This is a genomic window from Streptomyces sp. WG5, assembly GCF_049974565.1.
Lineage (GTDB): Bacteria > Actinomycetota > Actinomycetes > Streptomycetales > Streptomycetaceae > Streptomyces.
On the sequence record NZ_JBNGGC010000020.1, the window covers coordinates 14,852 to 29,919 of the forward strand.

The 15,068-nt window shown below is 73.7% G+C and carries 2 protein-coding genes; both read right to left on the reverse strand.

All coding sequences use genetic code 11. From position 1 onward, the window contains the following. Positions 1 to 28 precede the first annotated feature (28 nt). The gene (locus ACP4IX_RS21900) at positions 29 to 787 is read right to left on the reverse strand and encodes a thioesterase II family protein (RefSeq protein ID WP_426556436.1); all 759 of its coding nucleotides are present in this window, start codon (positions 785 to 787) and stop codon (positions 29 to 31) included. Beyond that, complete coding sequence (locus tag ACP4IX_RS21905) at positions 777 to 15,041, reverse strand: SDR family NAD(P)-dependent oxidoreductase (protein WP_426556464.1); 14,265 nt, start codon at positions 15,039 to 15,041, stop codon at positions 777 to 779. Before ACP4IX_RS21905 ends, ACP4IX_RS21900 begins: the two co-directional genes overlap by 11 nt. Positions 15,042 to 15,068: the final 27 nt, after the last annotated feature.

Consider the following 15,068-nt stretch of genomic DNA (forward strand, 5'->3'; position numbering starts at 1 on the left):
TTTCTTTTGGACGGCGCCCGAAAGACTCTCACGGGTGCTGTGGCATAACAAGGCTGCACTGCACGAGGTCCAGCAGTTCCGCGGCGTTCTCATCGAGAAAGAAGTGACCGCCGGGAAAGACCCTGAAGGCGAAGTCCGCGCCGGTGTGCGGCTGCCAGTCCACGGCGTGCTCCGGCCCCGCTTTCGGGTCCTCGCGCCCCACGAGCACGGTGAGCGGCACCGTGACGCGCGCGCCGGGAGCGGGCCGGTAGGCGGCCAGCGCGCGGTAGTCGTCGCGCAGCGCCGGCAGCGCCTGCCGCAGCGCCTCCCTGTCGGAGATCAGCCGGTCGCCGGTGCCGCCCAGGACGCCCAGTTCGGCGATGATCCGCTCGTCGGTCCACCGCGCCCGCTGATCCTCCTCGCGCGGGCGGGACGGCGCGCGACTGCCGGAGGCGAAGAGGTGCCCGACGGCTCCCGGCCGCTCCCGCTGCACCAGCCGTACTGTCTCGAAGGCGACCAGCGCGCCCATGCTGTGGCCGAGGACGGCCGTCGGCAGATCCCGCTCGGCCAGCAGCGCGTCCGCCGCCCCGCGTGCCAGGCCGCGGATGTCGGTGACGGCAGGTTCCGTACGGCGCCACTGACGTCCCGGGTACTGGACGCCGACCACCTCCAGGCCGGGCGGCGCGGCGCGCGCCAGCGGGAAGAAGGAGCCGGCGGAGCCGCCCGCGTGCGGAAAGCAGACCAGGCGGAACCGTGCGTCCCGGCCCGGATTGAAGGACATCGTCCAGCCGCCCGCGTCAGTGCTCATGGCCCGACCTCCGCATGTCGCCGATTCCCTTTCCGTCGTCGATTCCCGCACCCCCGTCATTTTCCGTTCCCTTGCGCTCCCCGATTCCGTTCGCGCTTCCCTTTCCGTGAGGGGGGCGGTCGCCGTCGGGCCAGTCCGGGTATTGCTCCCGCAGATGGCCCGCCAATGCCTTCGGGGACGGGAAATCGTAGATGAGGGTGGACAGCAGCGGGACGCCGGTCGCGGCGACGATGCGGTTGCGCAGTTCGATCGCTCCGAGCGAGTCGAAGCCGAGCTGGGGGAAGAGCGCTTCGGGCGCGACGGCCTCCGGTGAGTCGTGTCCGAGTACCGAGGCGGCTTCCGCCCGCACCAGTTCGAGCAGCGACCTGCGGCGGACGGCCTCGGGCGGCCCGGCGGGCCCAGCGCCGTTCGTCGCCGCGGTGGTGCTCCCGTTCGTCGCCGCGGTGGTGCTCCCGTTCGCCGGCGCGGCGGTGTCCGGCCGGGCGGCGGGCGGGGGCGTGGTGAGGCGGGCCGCGACCGCGACCGGTGCCGCGGTGGCGACGGCCTCGTCGAAGAGGGCCAGCCCCCGGTCCGCGGACAGCGCGCGGATGCCGTGACGGGCGAGCCGGTCGTGGTCCTCGGCGCGCAGCCGCCCGGTGATGCCGCTCGCCGGCTCCCACAGCCCCCAGGCGATGGACAGCGCGGGCAGTGACCGGGCGCGGCGGTGCTCGGCCAGCGCGTCCAGGAAGGCGTTGGCCGCGGCGTAGTTGCCCTGTCCGGCCGAGCCGGTCACTCCGGCCACCGAGGAGAACAGGACGAAGGACGAGAGGCCGAGGGACGCGGTCAGTTCGTGCAGGTTCAGGGCGGCGACCGCCTTGGCCCGGAGTACTTGGGCCATCGCGTCCGAGGTCAGCGAGCCGATCGCCGCGTCCCGCGTCATGCCCGCCGCGTGCACCACCGATCCGATGCGGATGCCGCGCCCGGACAGCTCGCCCAGGAGCGCCGCCAGGGCTTCCCGGTCGCCCGCGTCGCACGCGGCGACGGTGACGCGGGCCCCCGATCCGCGCAGCTCTTCGGCCAGTTCGGCGCTGCCGGGGGTCGCCTCGCCGCGTCGGCCGATCAGTACGAGGTCCCGTACCCCGTGCCGCGTCACGAGATGTCGGGCGACGAGCGCGCCCAGGGTTCCGAGACCGCCGGTGATCAGCACCGCGCGGTCGGTGTCGAAGTCCCGGACGGTGAGGACCACTTTGCCCACGTGCCGTGCTTCGGCGACGTACCGGTAAGCGGCCGGTGCGTCGCGCACGTGGCGCAGGGTGAGCGGTGGAGGCGTCAGCGTGCCGTCCTCGAAGAGCGGCAGGAGGCCGGCCAGCATCCGCTGAATGCCCTCGGGCCCCGCCTGCCGGATGTCGAAGACGGTGTACGCGGCGCCGTCGTACGCGGCGGCCACCTCCTCGGGGTCGCGGGGGTCCGTCTTGCCCATCTCCAGGAACCGGCCGCCCGGCGAGAGGAGCCGCAGGGACGCGTCGGTGAGCGGCCCGGCGAGCGAGTTGAGCACCACGTCCATGCCCGCCCCGTCGGACGCGGTACGGAAGGACGCCTCGAAGGCGTCGTCGCGGGAAGAGGCGATGCGGTCGGAGCCGATGCCCGCGTCCCGCAGTACGGGCCACTTCGCCGGGCTCGCGGTGGCGAAGACCTCCGCCCCCGCGTGCAGGGCGAGTTGGCGGGCCGCGAAGCCGACCGCGCCGGTCGCCGTGTGGATGAGCACGCGTTCTCCGCCCCGGAGCCGGCCGAGCTCGACGAGGCCGTAGTACGCGGTGAGGAACGCCACCGGCACGGCGGCCGCCTCGGCGAACGACCAGTGCGCCGGGACGGGGGCGAGCAGCCGCTCGTCGGTGACCGAGACCGGTCCGATCCCGTCGAAGAGGCCCATCACCCGGTCCCCCGGACGCAGTCGGCCCGCTCCGGGGCCGACCTCGACGACCACGCCCGCGCCCTCCACGCTCTGCCGCCCCTCGCCCTCGGGCACGCCGGCCCCCGGCTCGACGACGCCCAGCGTGAGCAGCACATCGCGGAAGTTGACCCCGGCCGCGTGCAGCGCCACGCGCACCCGTCCCTCGCCGAGGGGCGCGTCGGCGTCCGGCCACTCCACGAGGGCCAGGTCGTCGGGGGTCCCGCGTCCGACGAAGTCCAGCCGCCAGCTTCCGTCACCGGACGGCGCGTCGAGCAGCCTGCCGGTGGTGGGGGTCAGCTCCGGGGTGAGCCACTCGCCCTTCCTGAGGGCGACCTGGGGGAGGCCGGACCGGAGGGCCCGGGCGAGCGACTCCGCCGACACCTCGCCCGCGTCGACGTCCACCAGCTGGATCCGTCCCGGCTCCTCCTGCTGCGCACACCGGCCGAGCCCCCATACGGCGGCGGCCGCGGCGTCCGTCGCCGGGTCGTCGTCAGCGGTGCCGACCGCTCCGCTCGTCACCAGGGCGATACCGCACCGGGCGAGCGCCGGTTCGGCCAGTACCTCCTGTACGACGGCCAGCACCCTGGTGGTCACCTCGCGGACCTCGTCCATCGTGCCCGCCGGGCAGGGGATCACCACCGTGCCGGGTACTCCTCCGGGTGCGCGTCGGACCAGTTCGGCGACGTCGGCACAGCGCTCGGCGTCCAGGGTGGGCAAGGCGTCGTGAGGCTCACGGATGGTGGCGCCGCCGGGAAGGATCAGCGCGAGCCGGCCGGGCCGCTCGGAGCCGTCGGCCCGTTCCCCGGTTTCGTCCCCGGGGCGTCGGTGGGCCGTCGTCCAGCTCAGGCGTCGCAGCCGGCTGTCGTCCGCCGTCGACGGTGAGCGCAGGGACAGGCCTCCGACCGACAGGACCGGGTTGCCGTCCGTGTCGGACAGCTCCAACGCGACCTCGTCCCGGCGCACGGCCGTCAGCCGAACCCTCACGCGAGGGGTGCTCGGGCGTGCGTGGTGGGTCATGTCGCGCCAGGTGAAGGGGACACGGACACCGGGGGCGCGGACGCCGGACGCGGAGGTCCCGCCCGCGAGGCCGAAGAGTTCGATCGGGTGCAGGGCGGCGTCCAGCAGAGCGGGGTGCAGGCCGAAGAGCGTGGTCTGCGCGGCGATGGGCACCGGCGGTGCGAGTTCGGCGCAGATGCCGTCGGCCGTGCGCCACAGGCCGCGCAGTCCCCGGAAGGCCGGCCCGTACGCGAGGCCTCGGGCGGCGAGGCGGGCGTAGTCGCCCTCCTGGTGCAGCGGCAGGGGTTCGGCGTCGGACGGCGGCCAGGTCACCGGCGGGACCGGGGCGGCGGAGCCGTCCGGGGCGCCGGCCAGCACGCCGGTGGCCGTGGGCCGCCATTCGGGGTCGGGGTCGGCGGACGTGCGCGCGTGGACGGTGAAGGGCCGACGTCCGGAGCCGTCCGCGGCACGTGCCACCACGCGGAGTTCGAGCGCCGCCCGGTCGGGCACGACGAGGGGGCTGGCGAGGACCAGTTCCTCCACTCGGGCGCACCCCGCCTCGCGCGCCACCCGGCAGGCCAGTTCGGCGAGCACGGCGCCCGGCACCAGGGCCTGGCCGGCCACCGAATGATCGGCCAGCCAGGGGAGTTCGGCCGGGTCCAGCCGCCCGGACCACACCAGTTCACGGCTGTCCGGCAGGTCCAGCGGCCGGTCCAGCACGGGGTGGTCCGTGGCGCGCGGAGCGCCCGCTCCCGCCGGCTCCGTCGGGTTGAGCCAGTACCGCCGGCGTTCGAAGGGGTAGGTCGGCAGGGTGGTCAGTTCGCCGCCCCAGGCGGCGGCCACGGCCGGCCAGTCCACGTCGAGGCCGGAGGTGAAACCGGCCGCGAGCCCGTCCGCCGCCGTCCGCGCCTCGTCGCGGGCACCGCGCAGCAGCGGCACCACGACGGCAGGGCCGTGCGCCTCGTCCCGCTCGGGGTCCTCGGCGAGGCCGGTGAGGATCGCCGACGCCATGGACGACAGCGTGCCGTCGGGGCCGATGTCCACGAAGTGCCGCCCGCCTTCCGCACGGGCGGTGGCGATCCCGTCGGCGAAGCGGACCGGGCGCCGTATGTGGTCCGCCCAGTAGTCGGGCGACATGAGCTCCGCCGCTTTCGCCATGCGGCCGGTCACGTTCGAGACGAGCGGCAGGACCGGCCGCCGGTACGTCAGCCTCGCCGCGATCTCCCGGAACTCGGCGAGGATCGGCGTCATGAGGGGTGAGTGGAAGGCGTGGCTGACCGTGAGTGCCGTGGCCCGGTGCCCGGCGGCCTTCACCTGGGTGACCACGGTCGACACCGCGTCGCTCGCGCCGGAGACCACAACCGCCCGGCTGCCGTTGACGGCGGCGATTCCCACCTTGTCTTCCAGGCCGGCGAGCAGCGGTTCGACGTCCGCGAGGCCCGCCCGTACCGCGACCATCGCGCCGCCCGACGGCAGCGACTGCATCAGCCGGCCTCGCGCCGCGACGAGTTCGGCGGCGTCCGCCAGGGAAAGGACGCCCGCGACATGCGCGGCTACCAGTTCACCGACGGAGTGTCCCAGCACGATGTCCGGCCGCACGCCCCAGGACCGCAGCAGCTCGGACAGTGCGTACTCGGTGGCGAAGAGCGCGGGCTGGGTGAAGGCGGTCCGGTGCAGTGCCGCCGCCTCGGGGGTCGCGTGCTCCGCGAGGACGACGGAGGCCAGCGGCCGTTCCAGGTGCGGATCGAAGGCGGCACACGCCTCGTCGAAGGCCTCCGCGTACGCCGGGAACCGCTGGTGCAGCTGCTTGCCCATACCGGGCCGCTGGGTGCCCTGACCGGCGAACATGAGGACCCGGCGTCCGTCCGCGGGGCCTGCCACGCCTCGTGTCAGAGGGGCTGCCGGGCGGTCCTCGGCCAGGGCGGCGAGCCCGTCGAGGAGAGCGGTTACGTCCTCGTGGACGATCGCCGCGCGGTGGCCGAAGCCGGACTGGACCCGGGCGGTGGTGTAGGTGACCGCCGCGAGATCGTGGGCGGTCGGGGCGTCCTCCGGCAGGTGCTGCGACCCGGACGGCCCGCTCAGCAGGTCATGGAGGCGGCGGGCCTGGGTGCGCAGGGCCGTCGGTGTCTTCGCGGACAGCACCAGCGGCAGCGCGCCACCTCGGTGGCCGGCTGAGGAGGGGTCACGTACGTCCGGGCCCGCGGGGGCGTTCCGTACGTCCCTGCCCGCGGGAGCCGACGTATCGGCAGGGGGTTCTTCGAGGATGACGTGCGCGTTGGTCCCCGAGATCCCGAACGAGGACACCCCCGCCCGCCGCGGCCTGCCCTCCACCGCCTCCCACGCGACCTCCCGCGTCAACAACCGCACCGAACCCCACTCCACCCCACCCACCGGCTCCGCCACATGCAACGTCCGCGGCAACACCCCATGCCGCAACGCCTCCACCATCTTGATCACACCACCCACACCCGCAGCCGCCTGCGCATGCCCGATATTCGACTTCAACGACCCCAACCACAACGGCCGCCCCACCGGCCGCCCCCCACCGAACACACTCACCAACGCCCCCGCCTCCACCGGATCCCCCAACACCGTCCCCGTCCCATGCCCCTCCACCACATCCACCTCCGACGCCGACACCCCCGCATCCGCCAACGCCCGACGAATCACCCGCTGCTGCGCCACACCCGACGGCGCCGTCAACCCATTCGACGCACCATCCGAATTCACCCCACTCCCCGCCACCACCGCCAACACCCGATGCCCCAACCGCCGCGCCACCGACAACCGCTCCACCAACAACATCCCCACACCCTCGGACCACCCCGTCCCCGAAGCATCCGAAGAAAACGAACGACACCGCCCGTCCCCCGACAACCCACCCTGCCGAGAAAACTCCACAAAAGCACCCGGCGTCCCCATCACCGTCGCCCCACCCACCAACGCCACATCACACTCACCCGACCGCAAAGAACCCACAGCCAAATGCAGAGCAACCAACGACGACGAACACGCCGTATCCACCGTCAACGCAGGACCCTCCACCCCCAACACATACGCCAAACGACCCGACAACATCCCCCCGGCAGAACCCGTCAGCAAATAACCAGCCGACCCCCCACCCCCCTCCCACAAACGCGGCCCGTACTCATACCCCATCCCCCCGACAAAAACCCCCACCCCACCACGCCCACGCAACGAACCCGGCGCCACCCCAGCCCGCTCCAACACCTCCCACGACACCTCCAACAACAACCGCTGCGCAGGATCCATCCCCGCCGCCTCCCGAGGCGACACACCAAAAAACCCCGCATCGAACAAACCCACACCCTCGACAAAACCCCCCTCCCGCACCCCGCACACCTCACCCGACAACACCCCAGCACCCCACCCCCGATCCACCGGAAAACCAGACACCACATCCCCACCCGACACCACCACATCCCACAAACCCTCCGGCGAAACCACCCCACCAGGAAAACGACAAGCCATCCCCACAATCACCACAGGATCACCGGAGGACGCCGAATCCCCGGTTGCCGGGCGCGCCGGCGAAAGAGCCGGAACCGTTTTTCCGGCCGCCGGGGCCTCGGAAGGCGGATCCGCGAGCAATGAGCCCAGGAACGTTCCCAGGGCGAGCGGTGTCGGGTGGTCGAACACCACGGTCGGCGGCAGCCTCAGTCCCGTCACTTCACAGAGCCGGTTGCGCAGTTCCACCGCCAGCAGCGAATCGAACCCGGCGTCCCGGAACGCGAGCCCGCCGTCGAAGCCGCTCCCGCCCAGCACCTCGCCCGCGATCGACATGACGAGGCGACGGCTCTCCTGCGTCCGTTCGCCCTCCGGCAGCTCGGCCAGCCGTCGTGCCCACGGGGTTCCCGCCCGGTCAGCGGCGGCGGTGGGGGTGGTAGAGGCGGCGGCGGGAGCCGCGGCCGGGACGAACGCCCGCACGGACTCCGGGTCGAGAGCCGCCGCCACCACGGCCGGCGGGTCGATGGCGCGGGCGGCGTCGTACATGCGCAGACCGCGGGCCGCGTCGAGCGGCCGCAGCCCGGTGCGGCGTCCGAGGCGTTCGACGTCGTGCGCCGTCAGCCGTCCCGCCATCCCGTCCGGAAGGTCCCACAGGCCCCACGCCAGCGAGCGCGCCGGGAGCCCGAGGTCGGCGCGGTGCTGGGCCAGGGCGTCGAGGAAGGTGTTGGCCAGGGTGTAGTTCCCCTGTCCGGCGGCGCCGAGCGTGCCGGTGGCGGAGGAGAAGAGGTCGAAGAAGGCGAGCGGGGCGGAGCGGGTCAGCTCGTGCAGGTTCCAGGCGGCCTCGGCCTTCGGACCGAGCACGGCGTCGAGTTGCTCGGACGTCAGCGCGCGGATGGTCGCGTCCTGGACGACGCCCGCGGCGTGGACGATGCCGGTCAGCGGGTGGTCGGCGGGGACGGCTTCGAGCACCGCGGCGAGCGCCTCCCGGTCGGCGCAGTCACAGGCGGCGATCCGCACCTGGGCGCCCATGCCCCGCAGCTCCCGTGCCAGGTCGTCCGCTCCCGCGGCACGGGTGCCGCTGCGGCTGGTCAGCAGCAGGTGCCGTACGCCGTGGCGGGCCACCAGGTGCCGGGCGATGCGCGCGCCGAGCGCACCTGTGCCCCCGGTCACCAGGACGGTGCCGTGCGGACGCGCCGGCGGGGCGGCGACCTCGACGGGGCCCGGTGCCCCGGTCGGCCGGGGCACGGGCGTCGGCCGGGGTACGGGCGACAGCCCGGGTACGAGCAGCGCGCCGTCGCGCAGGGCGAGTTCGGGTGCTTCGCCGGCCGCCACGGCGGTCAGCACCTCGCGCGTCAGACGGGTCTCGTCGAGGTCCCCGTCGACGTCGAGGAGGACGAAGCGGTCCGGATGCTCCGATCGGGCGGTGCGGACCAGCCCCCACAGGGGTGCGTGGGCCAGATCCACCGGTGCCTCGTCGGGTCCCGCGCCCGTGCGCACCGCCCCCCGGGTCACGAACACCAGCCGGGTGTCGGCGAGTCGGCCGTCGTCCAGCCAGCTCTGGAGCAGCGCCAGCGTCGCGCGGGCCGCGCGGCGCACGCCGTCGGACACGCGGGCCTCCCCGCCCCCGGCGGCCGACGGCAGGCAGGGCACCAGCACGGCGGCGGGCGGCGGGGCGCCGGCGTCGAGACGCGCGCCCGCGTCCGCCATGTCGAGAACGGCGGTGAGGCCCGAACCCGGGGCGGACCCGAGCACCCAGCACGCGTCGGCGTCGGAGGCCGGTTCCGGCAGGGTGTCGTCGGCCAGCGGGCGCCACGTCACGTGAAAGAGTCCATCGTCCGCGGGACCGTCCGAAGCGGCCCGCAGCACCAGCGCGTCCACGGCGGCCATCGGCGTGCCGTGCCGGTCCGTGATCCGCAGCGCCACCGCGTCCGGACCGACAGGTGACACCCGTACGCGCAGCTCCGTCGCGCCACCGCCGTACACCCGCACGCCGCTCCACGAGAAGGGCAGCCGTACGCGTCCGTCGGCCGCGCCCTGCCGTACGGTCGCGTGCAGCGCCGCGTCCAGCAGCGCCGGGTGCAGGCCGTACCCGGACGTGTCGGTTCCGACGGGCAGTCGTACGTCGAGGCACAGGTCCTCGCCCAGCCGCCAGGCGGCCTCGAGGCCACGGAAGGTGGGGCCGTACGCGTATCCGGCCTCGGCCAGCTCCTCGTACATGCCGCTCAGTTCCACGGGTTCCGCGCCTTGCGGCGGCCAGGCCGCCTGGTCGAAGTCCGCCGGTGTCCGGGGAGCGCGCGCCGCGAGGATCCCGGTGGCGTGGCGGGTCCAGTCGGCGGCCCGGCTCTCCTCGGCGGCCCGCGCCGACTCCTGGGCACGGCCGGGACGCGCGTACACGGTGAAGGGCCGTTCCCCTGTCTCGCCGACCGCGCCGACGACGAACTGGACCTCGACCGTCCTGCCGTCGTCGGGGAGGCGGACCGGTGCCTCCTGGGTCAGTTCGGTGACCGTCGCGGCGCCGTCGAGCGCGGCGATGTGCGCGGCCAGCTCGACCAGGGCCGTTCCCGGCAGCACGGTGTGCCCGTCGATCCTGTGGTCGGCCAGCCAGGGGTGCGTGAGGGTGGACAGGGTGCCGGTGAGCGCCCGCGCGTCGCGGTCCGCGAGGGTGACGGCGGTGTCGAGCAGCGCGTGCTCCCCGCTGTGCGGCGGGCGCGGCGCGTCGGCGTTCAGCCAGTACCGCCGCCTCTCGAACGGGTAGGTCGGCAGGACGGCCAGGGGCCGCCTGGGGATGACGGCCTGCCAGTCCACCGGCAGGCCGCGGGCGTAGGCGGCGGCCAGCGCCGGCAGGAGCCCGCCGGTGCCGTCGCCGCCGGGGCGGAGCGCGTCCAGTGGCCACGGGTGGCCGGTTGCGTTCGGGTGGTCGGCTGCCTCGGCCCGGCCGGGTACGCGCGGATGGCCGGGCGCGTCCGTGTGGTCGGCCGCGTCCGGGTGACCGGTGCCCCGGCTGTGCGGTGTCGCCCCGAGCGCAGAGGCGGCCGGCATCGCTACGAGGGTGCGACGGCCGCGGTCCGCCAGGTGGCGCAGCGCCGCGTCGAGGTCGGCGGGTTCCCGTACGGCGCGCAGCCAGTACTCGGCGGTCAGCTCCCGTTCGACGTCGAGCGGCATGCCGGTTCGCGACGAGCAGAAGTCGGTCGTCGTACGGCGCGGGGTCACTCCGGCCATGACCGCGCGCAGTTCCTCGTCGGAGCCCTTGCGCATGCCGGCCGCGCAGAGGCGTGCCGCCTCGTCCAGCGTCAGCGCCCCGGTGACGTGGGCCGCGACGATCTCTCCCACCCCTTGCCCGAGTGCCGCGTCGGGCCGCACACCGCACTGCTCCCACAGCCGCGCGAGGGCGGCGCCCACCACGAACGCCACGGCCTCCGGGGGGTCGGCGGGGGTCAGCTCCCCCACATGACGGCCGAGATGGACCGCCAGGGCGGCGGCGCACTCGTGTACGTGCTCGGCGAACGCGGGGGACGCGGCCAGCAACTCCCGTGCCGCGGCTGTGAAGTCCGGTCCTCCACCACCGGCCGCACCGGCACCGAAGGCGAACACGGCCCGGGCGCGCCCGCTCACGCTGCCGGTCGAGAGCAGGGGGTCGGACAGCCCGGCGGCCAGAGCGTCCAGTGCCCCTCGGTAGTCGCCGTCCGCGCCGGGCAGCACGGCGGCGCGGTGGTCGAACCCGGACTGGATGCAGGCGGCGGTGTACGCGACGGCGGACGGGTCGACCGGGCCGTCGTGCGCGGGCCGGTGCTCAGCGCCGCCGGAGAGGAAGTCACGGAGGCGGCGGGCCTGCGCGCGCAGGGCCGTCGGCGTCTTCGCGGACAGCACCAGCGGCAGCGCCACGGGCCCGGTGGCCTCATCGGCAGGGCCGCTCCGGTCGGCGCCGGCGCCGTCGGACCGGGCGCCCGGGAGGCCGGAGGCGGCCTGCGGGTCCCGGAGGATCGACGCCGGGTGCCCGGCCGTCCCGTCCACTCCCCCGGTCCCCGTCCCGGAGTCGCTGAACTCAGGGGGTTCTTCGAGGATGACGTGCGCGTTGGTCCCCGAGATCCCGAACGAGGACACCCCCGCCCGCCGCGGCCTGCCCTCCACCGCCTCCCACGCGACCTCCCGCGTCAACAACCGCACCGAACCCCACTCCACCCCACCCACCGGCTCCGCCACATGCAACGTCCGCGGCAACACCCCATGCCGCAACGCCTCCACCATCTTGATCACACCACCCACACCCGCAGCCGCCTGCGCATGCCCGATATTCGACTTCAACGACCCCAACCACAACGGCCGCCCCACCGGCCGCCCCCCACCGAACACACTCACCAACGCCCCCGCCTCCACCGGATCCCCCAACACCGTCCCCGTCCCATGCCCCTCCACCACATCCACCTCCGACGCCGACACCCCCGCATCCGCCAACGCCCGACGAATCACCCGCTGCTGCGCCACACCCGACGGCGCCGTCAACCCATTCGACGCACCATCCGAATTCACCCCACTCCCCGCCACCACCGCCAACACCCGATGCCCCAACCGCCGCGCCACCGACAACCGCTCCACCAACAACATCCCCACACCCTCGGACCACCCCGTCCCCGAAGCATCCGAAGAAAACGAACGACACCGCCCGTCCCCCGACAACCCACCCTGCCGAGAAAACTCCACAAAAGCACCCGGCGTCCCCATCACCGTCGCCCCACCCACCAACGCCACATCACACTCACCCGACCGCAAAGAACCCACAGCCAAATGCAGAGCAACCAACGACGACGAACACGCCGTATCCACCGTCAACGCAGGACCCTCCACCCCCAACACATACGCCAAACGACCCGACAACATCCCCCCGGCAGAACCCGTCAGCAAATAACCAGCCGACCCCCCACCCCCCTCCCACAAACGCGGCCCGTACTCATACCCCATCCCCCCGACAAAAACCCCCACCCCACCACGCCCACGCAACGAACCCGGCGCCACCCCAGCCCGCTCCAACACCTCCCACGACACCTCCAACAACAACCGCTGCGCAGGATCCATCCCCGCCGCCTCCCGAGGCGACACACCAAAAAACCCCGCATCGAACAAACCCACACCCTCGACAAAACCCCCCTCCCGCACCCCGCACACCTCACCCGACAACACCCCAGCACCCCACCCCCGATCCACCGGAAAACCAGACACCACATCCCCACCCGACACCACCACATCCCACAAACCCTCCGGCGAAACCACCCCACCAGGAAAACGACAAGCCATCCCCACAATCACCACAGGATCACCGGAGGTGGATTCGCGTGACGTCTTTTCGACGGTCCGCACGGGAGCGGTGTCGGTGGAGCCCTCCTGAAGAGTGGCCAGGAAATCACCGAGGGCCAGTGGGGTGGGGTGGTCGAACACCGCTGTCGACGGAATGTCCAGGCCGGTCACCTCGGACAGCCGGTCCCGCAGTTCGGCCAGCATCAACGAATCGAAGCCCGCGTCCCTGAACGCCGCTCCGCCGTCGAACGCGCCGCCGCCCAGCACCTCGCGGACCACCGAGAAGACGGTCTCCTCGGCAGAGATCCCCGAGCGGGGCGTGGGCCCGGACACCGGGCCGCCGACCGCTTCCGTGCCGGCCTCGGGCCACCAGTACGACTCCCGCTGGAAGGCGTACGAGGGCAGGTCGACGACCGTGGGCCGGGTGCCGGCGAAAACGGGGCTCCAGTCGACCCGCACGCCCCGCACGTACAACTGCCCGAGGGCCGCGACGAGGTCCGGCTCGGACGGCGAACCGTTCGGCGTGCTCCAGGATCCCGTTTCCGGCGTACGCACGCCGAGCCGTCCCGTGGCGTCCAGCCACAGGGCGTCGGCGGCGGCAGGGGCGGCGAAACCGGCGCACTCGGGGGCCACTTCGCCCGCGGCGACGAGGCGAGCGCCCTCCTCCGGCGTCAGCAGGCCCTGGACGACCGCTGCGGCCACCGTGCCCGGACCCGCCGGGACACTCACCGCGTCCGGCCGGACCCCGTACGCACGCCAGAGCGCCGCGAGTGCGAGCGTGACCGCGAACACGCACGCCGTGGAGGCATCCGTTCCGGGGGTGGCGGCCTCAGTGCCGCGCAGTACCTCGGTGACGGACCGCGTGCCGTGGGGCGCGAACACCTCGTCGTACGCGGCGAGGGCCGCCTCGAACTCGGCCGAGCGGGGCAGCAGTGCACGCCCGGCGTCAAGGCACGCGTCGGCCGTATCCGGGAACACGAGGGTCAGCGGCTCCCTCGGCTCCGTGACACTGCCGGTGGTGACCGCGTCCGTCGCCCTGCCGAGGGTCAGGGCCTCGAGAGCCGCCACGAAGTCCTCACGGGCCGCCGCGACGACAACCGCCCGGTGGGCGAAGGCGGTTCGGGTGGTGGCCAGTGAGTAGCCGAGGTCCTCGATCCGGTCGGCGGGGTTCGCCGTCACGTGGTCCCGCAGCTTCCGGGCCTGGTCCCGCAGGGCCTGTGCGCTGCGTCCCGAGAGCACCCACGGCATGGACGCCGGGAGCTGCGCGACGGTGTCACCGGCCGGCCGGTCCGGAGCGGTCGGAGCGGCGGACACATCGGGCACCGCCGACAGGACGACGTGGCAGTTGGTGCCTCCCATGCTGAAGGAGGAGACCCCGGCCACCCGCTCCGTTCCCTCGTGCGCAGGCCACTGCTCGGCCCGCGTCTGCACGCGCAGGCCGAGCGCGTCGAGGTCGATCTCGGGGTTGGCCGACTCGAAGTTGAGGCTCGCGGGGATGACGCCGTGGGCCAGCGCCAGGGTGACCTTGAGCAGGCCGGCGATGCCCGCCGCCGCCTCCAGATGGCCGATGTTGGTCTTGACCGAGCCCACCCGGAGCGGATCGCGGCCGTTTCGTCGTGCGCCGAACACCGTGCCGAGGGCGTCCGCCTCGATCGGGTCGCCCACCTTCGTGCCGGTGCCGTGAAGTTCGACGTACTGCACGTCTTCGGGGGTGATCCGGGCCTGGCGGTGGGCCGCGCGCAGGGCGTCGGCCTGCGCCGCCGCGCTGGGCACGGTCAGTCCCGCGCCGCTGCCGCCGTGGTTGACGGCGCTGCCCCTGATCACCGCGTGCACGCGGTCGCCGTCGGCCAGCGCCCGGGCCAGCGGCTTGAGCACGACGAGGCCGGCGCCCTCGCCCCGTACGAACCCGTTGGCGCGCGCGTCGAAGGCACGGCTGCTGCCGTCCGGGGACAGCCCGCCGAAGGCCTGCGCCAGTTCCGCGCCGTCCTCGGTCAGGTTCAGCTGCACACCGCCGGCCAGGGCCAGGGACGACTCGTCGCCCCGCAGACTGGCGCAGGCCAGGTGCACGGCCACCAGGGACGAGGCCTGGCCCGCGTCGACGGTGAGGCTCGGACCGCGCAGGTCGAGTGCGTACGAGACGCGGTTGGCGATGACGCTGCGGTGGGTCCCCGCCATGGCGTGGTGCGAGAGCGGCGCCGCGCCTTCGCGCCGGACGACACCGGCGTAGTCGTTGGCCGAGACACCGAGGAAGATGCCGGTGTCGCCGCCGGGCAGCTCGCCGGGGAGCAGTCCCGCCGACTCGAGGGCCTCCCAGCTCAGTTCCAGCGCCAGCCGCTGCTGCGGGTCCATGGCGTTCGCCTCACGCGGCGAGATGCCGAAGAAGCCGGCGTCGAACCGGTCCCGGTCGGGCAGCGTCCCCTCGTACCTGCCGGTCTCGGACGAGCGGCTGATGGCCGAGCGGCCGTCGTGCAGCAGGTGCCAGTAGTCGCCCGGCGCGGGGGCCTCGGGGAAGCGGCACGCCATGCCGATGATCGCGATCGGCTCGTCCTGCGCCGTCTCCGGCTCCGCCATGCCGTCCGCCACGTGTGCAGCCACTGT